This window comes from Jannaschia seohaensis (genome assembly GCF_900116765.1).
Taxonomy (GTDB): Bacteria; Pseudomonadota; Alphaproteobacteria; order Rhodobacterales; family Rhodobacteraceae; genus Jannaschia; species Jannaschia seohaensis.
In genome coordinates this window covers 53,157-69,660 of the sequence record NZ_UETC01000001.1, presented here as the reverse complement: position 1 = coordinate 69,660, position 16,504 = coordinate 53,157, and the positions used below count along the sequence as shown (strand labels likewise).

The window sequence follows — 16,504 nt, the reverse complement described above, 5'->3', positions numbered from 1 at the left end:
TGGACAGGGGGAAGCACTGATCGCGGTCAAATCCCGGTTCGACCGGCCTCAACGGGCGATTGAGACCCGGAGTCCTCCGTCGCGGCATCGGCACGGAGATATCGTGTTCCCCGATCCATCCAGACGTGACCGGGGGATCGCTGTTCCGCGCGTCATGCCCCCGCCCTGGAGGGGGCGCTGCCAGCTATGCCGTGTCGGGTGCCGGCTTCCGGCAAACGGCTCAGCCGCTCGGCCACCATCTCCTGGACGTGCCAGAGATGCGGGTCGTGGATGCCGGCCCGTTCCAGCTCGATGACCGTGTTCAACAGATATTCTGCCATCGTTCCGATATGCCCGACCGAGGAGGCGAGGATATCCGCGAGTTCCTCGATCTCCGGCTCGGGCCGATAGATCGGAAAGGCAGGGTCGATGGCGAAGAGGATCGCCTTCACCGGGCCGGACTCGGTTTCTGCGACCACGCGCTGGGGCGGAAGCGGCGGTTCCTTCTGAAGCAGGCTGACCAGGGCCGCGTGGGCGTCGTCGCCCGTATCCATCCGCAGGACGACGCCCGTGCAGCTTCCCCCGCGATCGACCGACATCATCAGCCCCGGCGCCGAGGGCGAGCCCCGGAAGCGGCGGTCCGAAATGCAGAACGCCCGACGCCAGCCTGTCAGATGGGCCGTCCGACGCTCGGCGACCTCCATGCGCGGGTTCCAGATGAGCGAGCCTGCCGCGAACACCCAGACGGTGCCGGGCGGATCGCTCCAGTCTTTCAGGATCTCCGCCGCGACCCGGTCTTCGAAACCCGGCTCCGGGTCTGCGACCAGGATGGGGCCGCGCTCGTCCGTCCGGGGCGGCAGGCGGTCGACAAGCGCGCGTGTGAGGCTCAGCGGCGGGATCGGATGATCCTTCGTGTCGGGGGTCATGTCAGGCACCTTTCCAGACAGGCGAGCCAGTTCTCGCGCGCGAGTTTCGCGATCAACGGCGCGTCGTAGCCATGCGCCGCCATCGCCTCGAAGAGGCGCGGCACGCCGGTCACGTCGCCGATCAGGTCGGGCAGCACGCATCCGTCGAAATCCGAGCCGAGCCCGACATGGTCCTCTCCAACTTCGGAGATGAGGTGGTCGAGATGGCGCAGCATCACGTCCCAGGACGTGCCGGGATCGGCCGTGCCATCCGCGTTCAGGTAGAAGGTCGCGAAATTGAACCCGACCATGCCGCCGCGCTCGCGGATCATGTGCAGCTGCCGGTCGGTCAGGTTGCGCGGGCTGTCGCAGAGCGCGTGCGCGTTCGAATGGGTGGCGACGAGCGGCGCGGAGGAGACGCGGGCGACGTCATCGAAGCCTTTCTCGTTCAGGTGCGAGAGGTCGATCAGGATGCCGAGTTCGTCGCAGAGCCGGACGAGGTCGCAGCCCGTCTCGGTCAGGCCGGGTCCGATATCGGGTCCGCCGGGAAAGGCCATCGGCACGCCATGGCCGAAGGCCGTCGTCCGGCTCCAGACCGGTCCCAGCGAGCGCAGGCCCATGTCGTGGAACAGATAGAGTGCGTCGAGATCGGGGCCGATGGCCTCGGCGCCTTCCATGTGCATGACGCCGGCGATGACATCCTCGGCCATGGCCGCGCGGATCTCGGCAACGGAGCGGCAGACGCGGAAATCGTCCGGCGCCGCGCGTTCCATCCAGTGCAGCAGCCCGGCCATCGTCAGCGCATCGGGCTGCGCCTGGGCATGGGTCATCTCTGGCGGCATCGGCAGGGAATAGGGCGGATCGGCCATCAGCGCCTTGAAGTCGGGCGGGGGGCCGCTGGACACGGGCGGCACGAAGATCGCGAAGAGCCCGCCCGCGAATCCCGCCTCCTTCATCCGGGCGAGGTCGAGATGGCCACGGCCCGTGTTGCCCAGCCAGGTCTCCTCCCGTGGGGCGGGGGTCTTCATCAGCCGCAACAGAAAGTCGTTATGTCCGTCGAAGAAAGGGATGGTCATCGGGCTGTCTCTTTGTTGGGTCGGGCGGCGGGATAGTCCTCGACCGCGCGCCAGAGATCCTCGCAGTGCGCGTCCGTGATGCCGAGATGGGCGAAGTGATCGACGATATTCGCGAGGTAGTCCCGGCTGGTGCCGAGCACGCCCGCACCGGTGGCGATGTAGCGGATCTGCTCGTCCCGGGTGATGTCGCCGCGGATGTCGGGATCGTCGTGATCCGCGAGGAAGGTCAGGGCCAAGGCGTCTTGCTCGCCCATCCGCAACGGGATGAAGGTCGGGATATAGCCCGGGGCGATCACCTCGCGCCGAAAGAGGATCTCGGTCTCTCTGTCCACGTCGGCGGCCCTGATCCGATAGGCGAGCCCCTCGCAGCCATCCCCGAGGTCGAGCGCCGCCATCAGCCCCGGCGCCTCGGGTGAGCCGCGCCCGCCCTTGTCGTCGAACAGAATGAAGCGCCGCTCATGCTCGGGCGCATAGGCCCTCCGGACCTCGGCGAAGCGGAGCGCCGGATCCCACATCAGCGAGCCGTAGGCGAAGACCCAAAGATCGCCATCATGCCCGGCCAGAGCCTCCGCCCGGATCGCTTCGCGCGCTTCGTCCGAATGCGTCCAGGGCAGAAACACCTCCAGATGCGGATGCTGTGCGAGCATCGTGGCGATGCTGAAAGTCCGAAAGTAGGAGGTTTCCGCATCCTTGATGCGGTCGCGCAATTCGGGGTGGTGGGCGAAGGGGTCGGTGATGTCGGGCAAATCGGCGCTCCATGGCGGTGTGATGGCTGGATAGCATATTCGGCGCCCCGGCGTCCCTCCGAGTGCCTCTCAAAACCGCAGCCCGAGAAACATCACCGCCAACGGCACCGGAGAGACGGCGAGTGCGACCGTCAGGAAGGTCGACAGGGGCGAGAAGATCCCGCTCAGCCCCGCCATCATCATGATCCCTCCGCCGCCCCCGATGAGCGAGTTGCCCGGCGTGTTCACCGCGAGGGCGAGCGCGACATGTCGGTAGCGCAGCGCCAGACCGAGCGCGCGCTTGGACCGCCCCTCCAGCAGAAGGGCCAGCCTCTCCTCCTGCGAGAGCGGCGCGGCGCGGGCGACCAGGGCAGCGGCGCGGCGCATGCGCAGCAGGGACAGCAGACGCTCCAGCGCGCCGATGGGCAGAAAGCGCCCGATGGCATAGGCCAAGCTCATCGAGGCGACGGTGCAGACATAGATCAGCGGCGCGATGGCGGGGCCGAAGGCGGCCAACATCGCCAGCCCGATTTCCGCGCCCGGCACGAAGGGCAGCGCCAGTAAACCGATATAGGCCACCGCGCCGAGCATGATCGCGCGGTGCACCTGCTGCTCGTTGTCGGGTCTGATTTGCAGGTTCAGCGCGTCGCGGATCTCGTGCGCGGCCCATGTGGCAAGCAGGAGAATCGCGACCAGGATCGCCACCCGGAAGATGAGGGTCGCCGGTGACGGGCCAGAGGCTTTCAAGATGCGGACCTCATCCCTCCGCGATCTCCGTGACGCGCGTGCCGGTTGCCGTGGCGATGATCTGGTTGGTCCAATACCAGCGGCGGGTGGTCCATGTCAGATCGAGCGCGACAGCGTCGCCCTCGACCTTCCCGTACCACACCACCGTGTGCGGCGCGTCCGGGCACAGAGTCCGCACGGTGAAATGGATCACGCCGTCGATTGTCTTGGTCTCATATGTGGACCAGCCGAAATCGCAGTAATCCTGACAGTCCGCGGATTGGAAGGCGCCGTCCCGGAACGTGATGCGATTTTCGAGGACCGCGCCGCTTTCGGTATCCTTTCCGACGATCTCGAAGGCGCGGCCATCGAGCGCGCCGCTTGCCGTCCACGGACCGTCGGGCACCTGAAGATCCGGAACGTCTTCCTTCATCACGGTCATCGTCGCCGCGCCCATGCCGAGCGTGGCCAGAGCGATGACGACAAGCTGGATGATCTGCGCCATGATCGTCTCCGTCGCATGTCCTGGGGCGTCGCTCTGGCGGGAGCGCATTGCATTACGTTACGTCGTCCGGACCCTGCGCACAAAGAAAATCGTGCCGCGCTCTCCGCTCCGCGCCGCTTTGGGCGCCTATGCCGGCCGGCTCACCACATCTCTCGGTAGAGGGTCACGATGTCTTCGGCATCGGGCACGCGCGGGTTGTTGGCCGGGGAGCCGGAGGCAATCGCCTGCCGCGCCATGAGCGTCAGCATCGCGTCATCCGCGACATGGCCCAGATCCGTCGGCGACGGCACCGCCAGATCCGCGTTGAGTTGCCGCAACCCCTCGATCAGCTTGGCGCAGGCGGTGTCGTCGCTGTCCCGCTCGCTCGCCATCCCCATCACCCTGGCGCAGGTCGCATAGCGCGCCGGCGCGGCCGAGACGGAGAACGCGGTCACCGTCGGCAGCAGCATCGCGTTGGACAGCCCGTGCGCGACATGGAAATGTGCGCCGATGGGGCGGCTCATCCCATGCACCAGCGCGACCGAGGCGTTCGAGAAGGCCATGCCAGCCTGGGAGGCCGCCAGCATCAGCGCCTCGCGGGCCGGGCCGTCTTCCGGGTCCGCATAGGCCCGGCGCACATGCGCGGCGATGAGCGGCATGGCCGAGAGCGCGAAGGCATCGGTGTAGGGAAAGGCCCTGCGGCTGACATAGGCTTCGATGGCATGGGTGAGGCTGTCGACCGCCGTATCCGCGGTGATGCGCGCGGGCTTGGTCACCGTGAAGGTCCAGTCGATCAGCGCGGCGGTCGCCACGCAGGCAAGGCCCGAGAGATTGTATTTCTCAGGGCTCTCGGTGTCGGTGATGACGCACCATCGCGTCAGCTCCGACCCGGTGCCGCCGGTCGTCGGGATCAGGATGATCGGCACGCCACAGCGGTCGATCTGGGCCGGCGCCTTGTAGTCGCGCACATGCCCCGGATTGACCGCCATGAACGAGACCGCCTTGGCCGTGTCCATCGGGCTGCCGCCGCCGAAGCCGATGACGCAGTCATAGTCCCCGGCGCGGAACGCGGCGAGCCCCTCCGCCACGCAGCGATCGGTCGGATCTTCGACGACCCGATCGAAGAGGCCCCAGGCCAGACCGGCTTTGTCCAGCACATCGGTTATCCTGGGCAAATGCAGCCGCGCGACGCCCGGATCGGTGACGATCAAGGGCCGGGACAATCCCAGCTGCTCCAGCACCTCCGCCGTTTCAGCCGCGATCCCGCCGCCGATGCGGATGATGCGCGGCGATTGGATCCGCCCGAGTGGTCCTGTTTCCATGTGACGCCCTCCCACGAGCAGAGGACCTCAGGGGAGGCGGGGGCACAAGGGGGGACAGAGGGGCGCAGAGCGGCGGCGTTCCGGGAGCCTCCCGCCTTGGCGTAGGGGCGTTGCGTTCGGATCTGGCGCCCAATCGCCGGCATCCGCGGAGGCCGCCCAGGCGGGATGCGGACATCGACAAGCTCCGCTCCCGGACGAGGCCGGCGGTGGGGACCGACTCCTTCCATGGCGTCGTCTTCGCGATCCTCTGCAGCAAGCCCTTCATCGCCTATGGAAACCCCAAGCGGGGCATCGCCCGAGTCTTATCGGCGCTGAAGATGTTCGGGCTGGAGGTCCGGCTGGCGACGCGCGCGGCGGATGAAGCGCCCCTTGCAGAGCCTGCGCAGGGTGCTCGCGGGTCGGAAGGATGACAGGCTCGCGCCGCTGAACGCGTTTCTCGACGCCAGCCGCCCGGACCCGGAGCGGGAGGCGGCGGTCCGGCGTCTGCCGATGGGCCGCTGGCTCTCGACCCGCGTCCGGGGGGGGGCGTCGCCTTCGGTCTCTTGCGGAGCGCCCTGCGCTATGGCGGCGTCCGGCCGCCCGCCGACAAGAGGTGACCGGCCTGCACCGCCGGGCGTAAGCCCCGGCATCGTCGGTCGGGCGGGTTCAGCGGCCGCCGCGCCCTAGCAGGTGTCGCCGTCGATGAGACGAAATCCGAGGTCGACGATGCGGGGGGCGGATGTGTCGGCGTCGTCCTTGTCCTGCCCGATCAGGTGCAAGGCGGCCTGAACGCCCATCTGGAGGCGCGGCGTCTCGATCGTCGTCAGCCGCACCGGCAGCGCTTCGAGGAAGGCCAGGCCGTTGAACCCGGCGAGCGCGACCTGCGCCGGGATCGCGATCCCTTCGGCGAGGCAGTGCATGATGCCACCGGCGGCCAGGTCGTCATTAGAATAGTAGATCGCGTCCGGTGGATCCTGCGCCGACAGCATCGCGGCGGTCTCCCTGCGGCCGTCGGTCATGGAGGAGGCGCCCGGCAGGACACGTTCGGCGACGATCTGGGCGCCCGCTTCGCGAATAGTGGCCCGAAACCCGTCGAAGCGCTTGACCGCCCGCAGGTCGAGCCCGCCCTGGCTGCCGATATAGCCGAACCGGCGATAGCCCTTGGACAGCATGTGACGGGCGGTGGCTCGGCCCGCCGCGCTCTGGGACAGGCCGAAGGCGACCGAGATCGGCTCGCCGTCAATATCCATGACCTCGGCGACGCGAACGCCCGAGGCCCGGATCGCGGCGCGGGTGGCATCGCTATGCTCCAGCCCCGGGAGGATGATGCCGCGCGGGCGCCAGGACAACAGATCGCGGACGAGCGTCTCTTCTTGATCGACGGAATATTCCGTCACGCCGAAGACCGGTTGCAGCCCGGTGCCCGCCAGCGTCGCATGCACCCCGTTGAGAACCTCCGAGAAGACGCGGTTTCCCAGGGTCGGGAGCACGACGGCGATCAGAGGCGCGGTTTCGTCGCGCAAGGCGGTCGCCAGGCGGTTCGGAACATAGCCGAGTTTTCGCGCGGCGCTTTCGACCCGTTGCCGCACCTCCTGAGAGGTCTGCCCCGTGCCGCGCATCACACGCGATACGGTCATCTGGCTGACGCCGGCGGCCGCCGCGATGTCGTCCATCGTCGGCCGCGAGTCCGTTCTTCCGGCCATTGGCGCGGCCTTTCGCGGTTGGTTCGAGTGCCCGGTTGAACCTTGGAGGGTGAGAATGTGATTGACAAGTGTTTACGTAAACATAATTGTGCCGCTGCGATGTTTACGAAAACATCGCCATTGGGAGGAAAACAATGAGATCACTTTTGCTCGGCTCGGCCGTTGCGTTTGCGACCGCCGGCATTGCCATGGCCGACACCTATCGTCCCGAGTGCTTTGCTCCTGCCCCGGGGACGTCGACGATCAGCTATGAGGCGAAAGAGGGCCCCTACAAGATCGCCTTCGTGAACGGGTTTGCCGGCAACGACTGGCGGATTGCCGCGATTCAGGCGGCCAAGGCCTGGGCCGCCCGGCCCGAGAACGCGGCCAAGATCGAAGAGTTCAACGTCGTCTCCGTCGGCAATGACAGCGCCGCGCAAATCGCCGCGATCGACAATTTCATCGCCGCCGGCTTCGACGCCATCACCTTCATCGCCGTCAACCCGACCGCCTTCGAGCCAGTGATTCGCCGGGCCGAGCGGGCGGGCACCGTGCTGGTTCCCTTCGACAACGTGCTCGATACCGACCGCGTGGTTCAGATCAACGAAAGCCAGGTCGAGCTCGGCCGCCTCAAGGCGCAGACGGTCATGGATCTGCTGGGCGGCGAGGCCGACAAGATCCTGATGGTGAACGGCCTGCCGGGTAACGCCACCGACCGCGACCGGCGCATCGGCATGATGAGCGTGCTGGAGAATGTCGAAGGGCTCGAAATCGTCGAAGTCGTCGGCAACTGGGACACCGGCACCAGCCAAAAGGTCGTCTCGGACGCGCTGGCCACCCATGGTCAGTTCGACGGGGTCGTCTCGCAGCACGGCGCGGCGGGCACGATCAACGCCATGCAGGCGGCGGGCCATCCGATCGTGCCGATGGGTGTCGACGGCGAAAACGGCGTGCGGATGCTGATGGACGAGCTGGACATCCCCGGCATCTCCGCCAGCCAGGCACCGGCCATGTCGGCCATTGCGCTGGAGGCGGCGGTCGCGCTGCTGGAGGGCAACGCCCTGCCGCAGACGGTCTATTTGCCGATCCCGCAGGTCAAGTCCGAGGATCTCGCGCCGGGCGTGAACTACTTCCCGGACCTGCCGAAGTCGTTCAACACCGGCACCGGCTTCCCGGACTGTTTCGCGCCGTTCACGCCGGAAGAACTGCTCGGCCAAACCGCCGACAATACCTGACCAGGCGGGCCGGCCCGGCGCCGTCGCGCGCCCCGGGCCGGCCAGACCGCTCCGCCGGAGGTTCCCGTGGCGACGTCCCCTTCCCCCATCGTCCGTCTTGAGGGCGTGACCAAGCGCTATGGCGCGACCGTCGCGCTGGACGGCGTGAATTTCGACTGCAATGCCGGGGAAATCCACGCCGTGCTGGGCGAGAATGGGGCCGGGAAGTCGACCCTGATGAAGATCATCGCCGGGGTGATCCAGCCGACCGAGGGGGTGGTCCATGTCGATGGCGAGCCCGTCGCGCTGCGCTCTCCGCGTGAGGCCGTGTCGCGCGGCCTGGTCTGCATGTTCCAGGAACTCTCGCTGATCCCCGATCTGACCGTGCGTGAAAACCTGATGCTCGGCGCGCCGGGCACTGGGTTGGGCAGGCTCTCGGGCCGCACCCTGACCGTGGCGTGTGATCTGCTGGCGCGGATCGATGGCGGCCATATCCCCATGCGCGCGCGGCTTGCCGATCTGAGCCTCGCGGAGCGGCAGCAGGTCGAGATCGCCAAGGCATTGGCCCGGGAGCCGCGTCTCCTGATCCTCGACGAGGCGACATCGGCGCTCAACGCCTCGGTCGTGGAAAAGGTGTTCACCGTGATCCGCGAGGAAAGCGCGCGCGGCATCGGGGTGCTGTTCATTTCGCACCGCTTTCACGAGATCGAGGCGCTGGCGGACCGTGTGTCGGTCTTTCGCAACGGCCGCCATGTCGAGACATTTGACAATGGCGCCTATGATTACCCGGCGATCATCAACAAGATGGTCGGCCAGAAGATCGACGATCTCTTCCCCGCCAAGCCCGAGGCCAAGCCGGATGCGGAGGTCGTCCTGCGCCTGGACGGCTTCGGCTGGGAGGACGGGCTGAAGGACGTCTCGATCACCCTGCGCAAGGGCTGCATCACCGGGCTGGGCGGGCTCGACGGTCAGGGGCAGGCCCGGGTTCTGCAAGGGCTGTTCGGTCTGCTGCGAAAGACCGAAGGAGACATCGTCCTGGACGGCCGGGAGATCCAGATCGCGTCGCCCAAGGACGCCAAGCGGCCCGATATCAGCATCGCGCTCGTGCCCGAGGACCGCAAGACCGAGGCGCTGGTTCTCCAGCAGAGCATCGCGGCGAACATGCAGCTCGCAGCGCTGGGCGTGGATGGCGTTCCGGCGTCGGATCCCGTGCTCTACCGGCCCTATATCGACGCGCTCCAGCTCAAATACGCCTCTCTGGATCAGCCGGTCGGCCAGCTCTCGGGCGGCAACCAGCAGAAAGTTGCGCTAACCAAATGGCTGGCGCTCAAGCCCCGTTGCCTGCTGCTGGCCGACCCGACGCGGGGGATCGACGTCAAGACCAAGACGCAGATTTACGAGCTGCTGCGTCGGCTCGCGGACGAAGGCACCGCCATCCTGCTGCTGTCGACCGATTACGAGGAGTTCATCCATCTCTGCGACGAGACCCACATCTTCTATGACGGTCGCGTCGTGCGCCATCTCCAGGGCGATGCCGTGACGGCCGAGAACATTCTCGCCGCGACCCTTAACCTGCCGGCGCAGGGAGGCACCCATGCCTGAATTCCTGAGAGCCAATCGCCGGGAGGCGATCGCGGTCGCCGTCTTGCTGTTCCTGCTGACGGTCTATCTGTCGACCCATCCGCGCGGGATGAGTACCTATGTGATGACGATCTGGGCCAACCAGTGCCTGATCCTGGCGCTGGCGGCGGCGGCGCAGTTCTTCGCGGTGATCGTGCGCGGCATCGACCTGTCGGTGGGCGCGGTGATGGCGCTGACCAACACCATCGCCTCGCATGTCATGGGCGGCGAGGGGATCAGCCTGCTCGGGGGGGCGGCGCTGGTGCTGGCCGCGGGCGTTGCCTGCGGCTTGCTCAACGGCGCGCTGGTGGTTTTCGCCCGCATCCAGCCCATCGTGGTGACGCTGGCGACGGCCTCGATCTTCGTCGGCCTCGCCCTGATCCTGCGGCCGACGCCGGGTGGGGTCATCAACTATGACCTCGCGGATGCGATGACGCTGGATGTTCTGGGCATTCCGACCGCGCTCCTCATCACGGCGGCGGTGATCGGCCTGTTCTGGATCCCGCTGCGCCGGACCGGGCTGGGCCTGGGTCTCTATGCCATCGGTTCGTCGGAGCAGGCGGCGTTTCAGTCGGGCATCCAGGTCCCGCTGGTGCGGATGATCTCCTTCGGGCTGGGCGGGCTCTTTGCCGGGTTGGCGGGGCTCTACTTCAGCTTCGTGACCACGACCGGAGATGCCGGGATCGCGGCCAATTTCACGCTGAACTCCATCGCGGCGGTGGTGCTGGGCGGCGTCGCGCTGCGCGGCGGGGTGGGGTCGCTGATCGGGGCGATTGCGGGGGCCTTCATCCTTAAAACCATCGGGGCGCTGATGTTCTTCTCCGGTCTGCCGCCCCTGGCGCAGCCCTTCGTCGAGGGGCTCGTCCTGGCGGCGGCCATCGCCATCGGCGGCGCCGATGTCCTGCGGGTCCGCAACCGTCTGGAGGTCTTTGCCCGATGAGCCTCGCGATCGCCCGGCGCCTGGACCTGACGACCCTGTTGCCCTTTGCGGCGACGGTCCTGCTGATCCTGGGGGGCAGCCTGTTCTTTCCGCAGATGCTGGGGATCGGATATCTTTCTCAACAATTGCAGATCGCGGCCTTTCTCGGCGTCATCGCCATGGGCGCGACCATCGTGATCCTGCTGGGTCACATCGACCTGTCCGTGCCTTGGGTGCTGGGCGGGGCCGCTCTGATCTCGACCACGCTGGCGGGGACCGGCGATCCGCTGCTGACGGCGCTGGCGATCCCGGCGGCGCTGGCCTTCGGCGGGCTGATCGGTCTGATCAACGCGGTGGGCGTGGCGCTGCTGCGGATCCCGTCCATGGTCTGGACACTGGCCGTGAACTCGATGCTGCTGGGCATCTCCGTTCTCTATACCGGCGGGTTCAACCCCAAGGGCGAAGCCAGCGCGACGATGAACTGGCTGGCCACCGGCAAGCTGGCCGGCATTCCCGTGGCCTTCCTGCTTTGGATGGCGGTGGCGGTCGGGCTGGCGCTGATGCTGCATCGCACGGGGTTCGGGCGGTATCTTTCGGCGATCGGCTATAACGAAAAGGCCACGTTCCTGTCGGGGGTCTCGACACCGTCGGTCCTGTTCGCCGCCTTTTCCATCGCGGGCCTGTGCTCCGCCCTCGGCGGGGTGCTTTTGGCGGGCTATGCGAACCAGGCCTACCAATCGATGGGCGATCCCTACCTGCTGCCGACCATCGCGGCGGTGGTGATCGGCGGCACGTCGATCCTCGGCGGCAAGGGCGGATTGCTGGGGACGGTGGGCGGCGTGTTTTTCATCACGCTGCTCAACTCGATCCTGTCGGTCATGCAGATGTCCGATGCGTGGCGCAGCATCATTTTCGGCGTCCTCATCATCACGATGCTGATGGTTCAGACACTTCGCGGCAGGGAGGGCTGACGCATGACATCCGCAACCTACGAGACCTTCGATCCGGCTTTCGCCGAGATGATCGACCTGGACCGGCCCCCGGAGGAGATCACCGGCGGCTATACCTGGACCGAGGGGCCGGTCTGGCAGAACGGCGCGCTCTATTTCAACGACATTCCCGCTAAGCGGATGCTGAAATGGCAGCCCGACGCAGGAGTCTCCGTTGCGCTGGAGAACAGTGAATTCGCCAACGGCAACACGCTGGATCTGCAAGGGCGCATGGTGTCCTGCGAACATGGCGGGCGGCGCGTGATCCGGCGTCTGGACAGCGAAGACCCGGCGGCGGTCGAGGTCATCGCGGATCGGTTCGAGGGCAAGCGGCTCAACTCGCCCAACGATGTCGTGGTGCGCTCCGATGGCTCGGTCTGGTTCACCGATCCGCCTTACGGCATCAACTCCGATGTCGAGGGCTATCCGGCGGAGAGCGAGATCGGCGGCTGCTTCGTCTTCTGCGCCAGCCCGGACGGCACGCTCACCCCGGTCGCCACGGATTTCGACAAGCCGAACGGGCTCGCCTTCTCGCCGGACGAGCGCAAGCTCTACATCGCCGATTCCGGAGCCATCCGGGGCGCGAGCTTTCCCGGCATCGACTATGACCTGCCGCACCATATCCGGGTCTTCGAGGTGGACGGAACGACGCTGAGCGGCGGGTCCGTCTTTGCCGAGATCGAGCCGGGCGTGCCCGATGGGCTGCGGGTCGACCACGAGGGCTTTGTCTGGACGAGCGCGATGGACGGGATCCGTTGCCTGTCGCCCGAGGGGCACTGCCTGGGCAAGATCCTGTTGCCGGCCCCCACGGCCAATCTCTGCTTTGGCGGCGAGACCGGCACGGAGATGTTCATCACCTCTTCGGACCGCGTCTGGCGCGTCCACACCACGCGCCGGGATGCGGCACGCCGTCCAACGACACAGACGAAAGGGGAAGGCGCATGACAGAGGCGACAAAGACAGCGGTGATCGGCCTGGGGTCGATGGGGTATGGGATGGCCAAATCCTGTCTGCGGGCCGGGCATCGGACCTGGGGCGCGGACATCAATCCCGAGGCGGTCAAGCGGTTCCAGGGCGAGGGCGGCGAGACGGGAGCCCTGCCCTCCGATCTCGATGTCGCCGTCATCGTCGTGCTGAACGCCGCGCAGACCGAGGCGGTGCTGTTCGGCGAGAGCGGGATCGTCGCGACCCTGCCCAAGGGCGCCGTCGTCATCTCCTGCGCGACCGTGCCGCCCGCCTTCGCGCGGGACATGGAGGCGCGGTGTGGCGAGGCCGGGGTGCATTACCTCGACGCGCCGATTTCGGGCGGCGCGGCCAAGGCGGCGGCGGGCGCTCTGTCGATCATGGCGTCGGGCACGCCCGAGGCCTTCGCCGCCGCGCGGCCGGTGCTCGACGCCTGTGCCGAGACCGTGTTCACCCTGGGCGACGCGGCCGGGCCGGGATCGGCCATGAAGGCGGTCAACCAGCTGCTCGCCGGTGTGCATATCGCGGCCATGGCCGAGGCGATGACCTTCGGGATGACCCAAGGCGTCGATCCCGCGCAATTCGTCGAGGTGATCAGCAAATGCGCCGGGACCAGCTGGATGCTGGAAAACCGCGCGCCGCATATCGTCGACGGGGATTATACGCCGCGCAGCCAGATCAACATCTGGCCCAAGGATCTTGGCATCGTGCTGGACGTGGCCAAATCCGCCGGCTTCTCGGCGCCGATCACGGCGACGGCCCTTCAGCAATACATGGTCGCCGTCGGCATGGGGCTGGGGCACGAGGACGACGCGGCGATTGCCAAGGTCTATGCCCGCAACGCCGGGCTGACGCTGCCCGAGTCCAAGGACTGACTCGCCTGCACGGGCGGCGACCGCGGATCGCATGAACAACCAACAGGGAGGAAACCATGAATATTAAAACCCTTATCGCAAGCCTTGCCGTGCTCGCCACATCGGCGGCGGCCCCGGCCCTGGCGCAGGACTTCCCCGAGCGGCCCGTGAACCTGGTCGTGCCGTTCAACGCGGGCGGCGGGACGGACCTGCTGGTGCGCGGCTTCGCGCCCTATCTGGCCGAGGCGCTGGGCGGCGACGTCTTCGTGTCGAACATGGCGGGCGGCTCCGGCACGGTGGCGGCGGGCGCGCTCGCGGGGCAGCGGCCCACCGGCTATCAGCTCGGCTACTGGTCGGTCACCGTCAGCACCATCCAGCCGCAGATCAAGGACGTGCCCTACGGCATCGACAGCTGGGAGCCGATCTGCTCGGTCGCGGCCTCGCCGACCATGCTGTTCACGAATGCCGGCAATGGCATCGAGACCATCGAGCAAGCCAAGGCGGCCATCGAGGCGGAGCCGGGCAAATACCTGTTCGGCTCGTCCGGCCCGGGCGCGATGACCCATCTGACGACCGTCGCGGCCTTTGAGGGGCTGGGCGTTCTGGACAAGATCAAGCATCTGCCGTTCCAGGGCTCCGGCCCGGCCTTGCAGGCGATGGCGGCGGGGACCATCCAGTTCTTCGGCGACACCGAAATCCTGATGCAGCGCGGCGATTTCACCCCTCTGGTGATCTTCTCGGACGCGCGATCGGAGAACTTCCCCGACGTGCCGACGGCGACCGAGGTGGGCATCGCGGCGCCCCTGAACGAGCTCTATCTCTGGGGCGGGCTCTTCGCGCCGGCCGGCACGCCTGACGACGTCGTCGCCAAGCTGTCGGAGGCCTGCGGGGCCGCCGTGGCGTCCGAGGGCTTCCAGAGCTTCGCGGCCGACACGCAGACCGTGCTGAACTACCGCGACGCCGAGGCGTTCGACGCGTTCTTCCGCGCGCAATACGAAGGCAACACCGCGATCATCGAGGCCGCGGGCCTGTAAGGCGATCCGGGGTGCCGGCCTACGGCACCCCACCCTGTCCTCCGAAGGAGACGCGCCATGTCCATCCTGACCGAACGGCGGGTGACATCGCTAGTGCTGCTGCTGGTCGGCATGGCCTTGCTGTCGCAGACCTTCGGCCAGGCCTATTCCGGGCTGGGTGCGTTCAGTCCGATGTTCTTTCCGCAGATCGTCCTGAGCTTCTGGGTCGCGGTCGCGGCGCTGGACCTCGTGGCGGAGCTGCGCCAGCGTGTCGTCGGCACCCGCCCGCAGCTGCTGCGCGTCACTGTGATCGCCCTGGCCTCGTTGGTCTTTCTACTGGCCATGACCCGCATCGGGTTCTTTCTGGCGGCGGTCCCGTTCTCAGCGGTGGCGCTGGTGACGCTGGGTCTGCGCCGGCCCGTGCCCGTGGCAGCCGTGAGCCTTGGCGTTCCGGCGGCGCTCGTGGCGCTGTTCAACCACCTTTTGACCTTGCCGCTGCCGACCTCGCCCGTCGCGTGGTGGTTCTGAGACCGTGCCATGATCGAATTGCTCCCCCAGGCGGCCGGGCTGATCTTCACCCTTGAGGGTCTGCTCGTGCTGGTGTTGGGCACCATGCTGGGCATCATCCTCGGGGCCTTGCCGGGCATCGGCTCTACCGTCGCGGTGGCGATGATCCTGCCCTTCACGCTGGGCATGAGCCAGGCCCCGGCCATTTTGCTCTTGCTGGCGGTCTATGCGGGCTCTGTCTATGGCGGCTCGATCTCGGCCATCCTGATCAACACGCCCGGGACACCGCAATCGGCCGCCACCTGCCTCGACGGCTATCCGATGGCGCAGCGCGGAGAGGCCGGTCTGGCGCTGGGCTGGAGCACCATCGCCTCGACCATCGGCGGCCTGACCTCGGCGGTCGTCCTGCTGCTGGCCGCGCCGCAGCTTGCCGCGCTGGCGCTGAATTTCGGCCCGATCGAGACCTTCGCCCTGATCCTTCTGGGCCTGACCTGTATCGTCTCCGTCTCCGAAGGGTCGCTGATCAAGGGACTGGTCGCGGGCAGCATCGGTCTGTTTCTCGGATGCGTCGGCGGAGACCCGATCACCGGCGAGGCGCGCTTTACCTTCGGGCAGTTCCAGCTCATCTCCGGCTTCAACCTGCTGGCGGTGGTGATCGGCGTCTTCGCCTTGTCCGAAGTCCTGATCCGCGCCGCCGCCAAGGAGGAAGGCACCCAGTCCCTGGTCTCCTTCTCCGGGATCGTGCTGCCGCCGCTTTCGGCCTGGCGCGGGCGCATCAAGGGGCTGATGAAATCCGTCGCCATCGGCAACGGCATCGGCATCCTGCCCGGCACCGGCGCGGCGACCGCGGCCTTCATCTCCTATGCCGAGGCGCAAAGATCGTCTCCGAACCGCGCGAAGTTCGGGAAGGGCGAACCGGACGGGCTGATCGCCTCGGAATCCGCGAACAACGCCGTCACGGGCGGCGCGCTGGTGCCGACCATGGCGCTGGGCATCCCGGGCGATGCGATCACGGCGGTGATGCTGGCGACGCTGACCTTGCACGGCGTGACGCCGGGGATCCGGCTGATGACCGACAACCCGGTGCTGATCGCCGCGATCTTTTCGGGCTTCTTCGTGATCAACCTGATGCTGCTGCCGATGGGCATGCTGGTGGCGAAGGGGGCGGCCCCGCTGTTGCGCCTGCGTGAGGGCTACATGCTGGTGCTGATCGTGCTGCTTTGCGCGGTGGGCGTGTATTTCGTGCGCGGTAATCCGTTCGACCTTCTGGTGATGGGCGGCGCGGGCATTCTGGGCTTCGTCCTCCGCCGTCAGGGCATGCCGATGCCGCCGCTGGTGATCGGAATGGTGCTGGGGCCGACGCTGGAGATCAGCCTCCGGCAGGGGCTCATCATCACCGATGGCAGTTTTGCGGCCTTCTTCACCGGACATCCCATCGCCCTGGTGCTGGCGATCCTGGCCGTGGGCATGCTGGCCCTGCCGCTGATAACCGCCTTGCGGGCGCGGCGGTCCGGAACCGCGTAGACGCAGGAAGAAAGGAGACCGCC

General features: G+C 67.3%; 16 protein-coding genes. 9 read left to right on the top strand and 7 right to left on the bottom strand.

Features of this window, described 5'->3' with window-relative positions:
- Window positions 1-152: 152 nt before the first annotated feature.
- From DTQ71_RS00325 to DTQ71_RS00290, 7 genes are all read right to left on the bottom strand, one after another.
- On the bottom strand, window positions 153-905 hold the full coding sequence (locus tag DTQ71_RS00325) for a gamma-glutamylcyclotransferase (RefSeq protein WP_109562308.1): 753 nt from the start codon (window positions 903-905) through the stop codon (window positions 153-155).
- On the bottom strand, window positions 902-1,960 hold the full coding sequence (locus DTQ71_RS00320) for a dipeptidase (RefSeq protein ID WP_109562307.1): 1,059 nt from the start codon (window positions 1,958-1,960) through the stop codon (window positions 902-904). Before DTQ71_RS00320 ends, DTQ71_RS00325 begins: the two co-directional genes overlap by 4 nt.
- Window positions 1,957-2,706 (bottom strand): gamma-glutamylcyclotransferase, encoded by a 750-nt coding sequence (locus DTQ71_RS00315; RefSeq protein ID WP_109562306.1) that lies wholly within the window; start codon window positions 2,704-2,706, stop codon window positions 1,957-1,959. Before DTQ71_RS00315 ends, DTQ71_RS00320 begins: the two co-directional genes overlap by 4 nt.
- A 69-nt stretch (window positions 2,707-2,775) precedes the next feature.
- Window positions 2,776-3,432 carry a hypothetical protein gene (locus DTQ71_RS00310; protein ID WP_109562305.1) on the bottom strand — a complete coding sequence of 219 codons (657 nt, stop codon included), beginning with the start codon at window positions 3,430-3,432 and terminating at the stop codon, window positions 2,776-2,778.
- Between the two features lie 10 nt (window positions 3,433-3,442).
- Window positions 3,443-3,916: a hypothetical protein gene (locus DTQ71_RS00305; protein ID WP_109562304.1), complete on the bottom strand. Its 474-nt coding sequence runs from the start codon at window positions 3,914-3,916 to the stop codon at window positions 3,443-3,445.
- A gap of 140 nt (window positions 3,917-4,056) precedes the next feature.
- On the bottom strand, window positions 4,057-5,217 hold the full coding sequence (locus DTQ71_RS00300; RefSeq protein ID WP_109562303.1) for an iron-containing alcohol dehydrogenase: 1,161 nt from the start codon (window positions 5,215-5,217) through the stop codon (window positions 4,057-4,059).
- Between the two features lie 662 nt (window positions 5,218-5,879).
- A complete protein-coding gene (locus DTQ71_RS00290; RefSeq protein ID WP_281271205.1) occupies window positions 5,880-6,869 on the bottom strand; it encodes a LacI family DNA-binding transcriptional regulator in 990 nt (329 codons plus the stop codon).
- Window positions 6,870-7,033: 164 nt separating this feature from the next.
- Between DTQ71_RS00290 and DTQ71_RS00285 the strand changes: the two genes are divergently transcribed.
- The 9 genes from DTQ71_RS00285 (at window position 7,034) to DTQ71_RS00245 (ending at window position 16,481) form a co-directional block, all read left to right on the top strand.
- Entirely contained in the window at window positions 7,034-8,113 is a 1,080-nt protein-coding gene (locus tag DTQ71_RS00285) for a sugar ABC transporter substrate-binding protein (RefSeq protein ID WP_109562300.1), read from the top strand.
- A gap of 66 nt (window positions 8,114-8,179) precedes the next feature.
- Entirely contained in the window at window positions 8,180-9,694 is a 1,515-nt protein-coding gene (locus DTQ71_RS00280) for a sugar ABC transporter ATP-binding protein (RefSeq protein ID WP_109562299.1), read from the top strand.
- On the top strand, window positions 9,687-10,652 hold the full coding sequence (locus DTQ71_RS00275; protein WP_109562298.1) for an ABC transporter permease: 966 nt from the start codon (window positions 9,687-9,689) through the stop codon (window positions 10,650-10,652). Before DTQ71_RS00280 ends, DTQ71_RS00275 begins: the two co-directional genes overlap by 8 nt.
- A complete protein-coding gene (locus DTQ71_RS00270) occupies window positions 10,649-11,602 on the top strand; it encodes an ABC transporter permease (RefSeq protein ID WP_109562297.1) in 954 nt (317 codons plus the stop codon). Before DTQ71_RS00275 ends, DTQ71_RS00270 begins: the two co-directional genes overlap by 4 nt.
- 3 nt (window positions 11,603-11,605) lie before the next feature.
- Window positions 11,606-12,565, top strand: a complete 960-nt coding sequence (locus tag DTQ71_RS00265) for an SMP-30/gluconolactonase/LRE family protein (protein ID WP_109562296.1) — start codon at window positions 11,606-11,608, stop codon at window positions 12,563-12,565.
- Window positions 12,562-13,458, top strand: a complete 897-nt coding sequence (gene ltnD, locus DTQ71_RS00260; RefSeq protein ID WP_109562295.1) for an L-threonate dehydrogenase — start codon at window positions 12,562-12,564, stop codon at window positions 13,456-13,458. Before DTQ71_RS00265 ends, ltnD begins: the two co-directional genes overlap by 4 nt.
- A 56-nt stretch (window positions 13,459-13,514) precedes the next feature.
- Window positions 13,515-14,471 carry a tripartite tricarboxylate transporter substrate binding protein gene (locus DTQ71_RS00255; protein WP_109562294.1) on the top strand — a complete coding sequence of 319 codons (957 nt, stop codon included), beginning with the start codon at window positions 13,515-13,517 and terminating at the stop codon, window positions 14,469-14,471.
- Window positions 14,472-14,528: 57 nt separating this feature from the next.
- Window positions 14,529-14,978 (top strand): tripartite tricarboxylate transporter TctB family protein, encoded by a 450-nt coding sequence (locus tag DTQ71_RS00250; RefSeq protein ID WP_109562293.1) that lies wholly within the window; start codon window positions 14,529-14,531, stop codon window positions 14,976-14,978.
- A 9-nt stretch (window positions 14,979-14,987) separates the two neighbouring features.
- On the top strand, window positions 14,988-16,481 hold the full coding sequence (locus DTQ71_RS00245; RefSeq protein WP_109562292.1) for a tripartite tricarboxylate transporter permease: 1,494 nt from the start codon (window positions 14,988-14,990) through the stop codon (window positions 16,479-16,481).
- Window positions 16,482-16,504: the final 23 nt, after the last annotated feature.